This is a genomic window from Flectobacillus sp. (genome assembly GCF_049240685.1).
Lineage (GTDB): Bacteria > Bacteroidota > Bacteroidia > Cytophagales > Spirosomataceae > Flectobacillus.
The window spans coordinates 1-1740 of sequence record NZ_JBMLSD010000471.1; the positions used below are offsets into that span (position 1 = coordinate 1).

The window sequence follows — 1740 nt, forward strand, 5'->3', positions numbered from 1 at the left end:
TTTCAACACCACTCTAAAAAACGGGTCAACAATACTTAAATCGGGTCACATGAAGACTTTTGAAAATCCTACAAAAATTCCACTCCAGATTAAGCGAAAATACAAAGAAATGCCTCTTTCGGAGCGAAAAAAGCTCTATAGCATCATCAGAGAGGAACTTGGATATGGAGAAAATCCAGATAATTCGAACATCCGAAAAATGCTCAGGGGAGACCGAAATGTCACTCCACAAATTGTCAAAAGACTTTCGGACTTCCTCGGTATCACCAGACAGCAGTTTCAGGGAAACATTCAGATGGATATCATGGATATCGTAGGAACGATTAAACCAAATGTACCCCCATCTACACATGAGATACATCATCATCACAAAAGCTAAAGGAATCACATTTGTAAGGCTATCAGACCGTTGGGAGCAACAAGCTAATGTCGATTTCTCAAACCAAGGTAACATTATCAATTTTTCGACCCGACTGAGCGCACAATACTTTTCAATCTATTTGAAAGACTCAGAACCCGATTGTAGAAACAAAATCATTCAGCCAGCAACCTTAACTCTCCAAGATGGACAATGGATAATTTCAGTCATTTGACGAATAGCCAAGTTATCAAACTACGTGAGGATATTATCTACACTTACGGAAAATACCTTGGATGCATTAACAATACCGAGAAGTCAAAATATTCTATAAGACTACAGTTTCTTTGCTTGGATTTAGGGGTTGACTTTTCTTACCTAATTGACAATGGAATTGTCAAATACCAGAATGAAGAATCTCAAGAAGAAATTGATGAAGAGAATACATCCCTCGAATTAGATTCAAACCTCGCTCCTACTGGTCACTGTCTATACTGTGGTCAAAAACTAAAAGACAAGCGCAAGGGAAGTCTATTTTGTGATTCTAAACATCGTGCTTCGTACCATAATTTCCAGAAGAAAAACGTCCGTTAGTTGCTACCAATTTATGCCAGGGAAACTATCATTTTTTCCCTCTGCAGATACCTTTTTGGTAGCAAAAATATTAAAGCTCTAACTGGAGCATCACTCAACAGCAATTCATAAATCAAATATTGGTAGCACAATGGAATTAAAAATTATAAACCTGAGAGACCTTGACAGTCGAGAAAATCAGGATATCGTTGAAATCATCAACGATGTCATGAGACAAAAGTATCAACACTCAGCAAATAAAGCAGTTCAGCATATCATTCGAACCTACAAAAGGCAAGAGTCCGAAATCAACAAGCTAAGAACTGAGCTTCAGAAGCTCAAAAAGGAGAGCGAACAAAGTCAGAAAGAGCAGTCTGAGACAATCAAGGAGCTTCTATCAGCAATTGAAGGGTTCAACAAGTTTCTGACCGTTGCAAATAAGATGAAATCAAGGAAGTAGTAGAAACCAATCACATTCAAATCAAAAATATCATGCAAGCAGTAAGATTTAGAGTACTTTCTATCGAAGATAAAAGAAGTACAAATTCAGAAATTCAGGTTGGTGGTACCTATATAGGCCAAGCTAACGACCTACGAAATAGAGTGTACTATACCGATGAGGCTGGTGACGATTGGATATTCTATGTAGACGACACTTGCGAAATTCTTGACCTATGAACCGAGTAGGCATAATGATAAACTTTTATGAGTATAACGCTCTCAGGGCTTATACTCATCGTGAAAAGCGAATGATAGAGGCTTATTACAAAAAGCAGAATTCAACATCATTCTGGATACTTGACCCAAGC

General features: G+C 37.8%; 5 protein-coding genes. All 5 read left to right on the forward strand.

Annotated features, from left to right (window positions below):
• Window positions 1–379, forward strand: a 379-nt coding sequence (locus ACOVQ4_RS21965; protein ID WP_421822732.1) for a hypothetical protein, incomplete at its 5' end; no start/stop codon positions are given.
• Window positions 351–593, forward strand: coding sequence for a hypothetical protein (locus tag ACOVQ4_RS21970; RefSeq protein WP_421822733.1), 243 nt, complete (start codon window positions 351–353; stop codon window positions 591–593). The genes ACOVQ4_RS21965 and ACOVQ4_RS21970, both read left to right, overlap by 29 nt.
• On the forward strand, window positions 572–952 hold the full coding sequence (locus tag ACOVQ4_RS21975; protein ID WP_421822734.1) for a hypothetical protein: 381 nt from the start codon (window positions 572–574) through the stop codon (window positions 950–952). The genes ACOVQ4_RS21970 and ACOVQ4_RS21975 overlap by 22 nt, the downstream gene beginning before the upstream one ends.
• Window positions 953–1082: 130 nt before the next feature.
• Entirely contained in the window at window positions 1083–1391 is a 309-nt protein-coding gene (locus tag ACOVQ4_RS21980; RefSeq protein ID WP_421822735.1) for a hypothetical protein, read from the forward strand.
• Between the two features lie 32 nt (window positions 1392–1423).
• Window positions 1424–1609 (forward strand): hypothetical protein, encoded by a 186-nt coding sequence (locus ACOVQ4_RS21985; RefSeq protein ID WP_421822736.1) that lies wholly within the window; start codon window positions 1424–1426, stop codon window positions 1607–1609.
• Window positions 1610–1740: the final 131 nt, after the last annotated feature.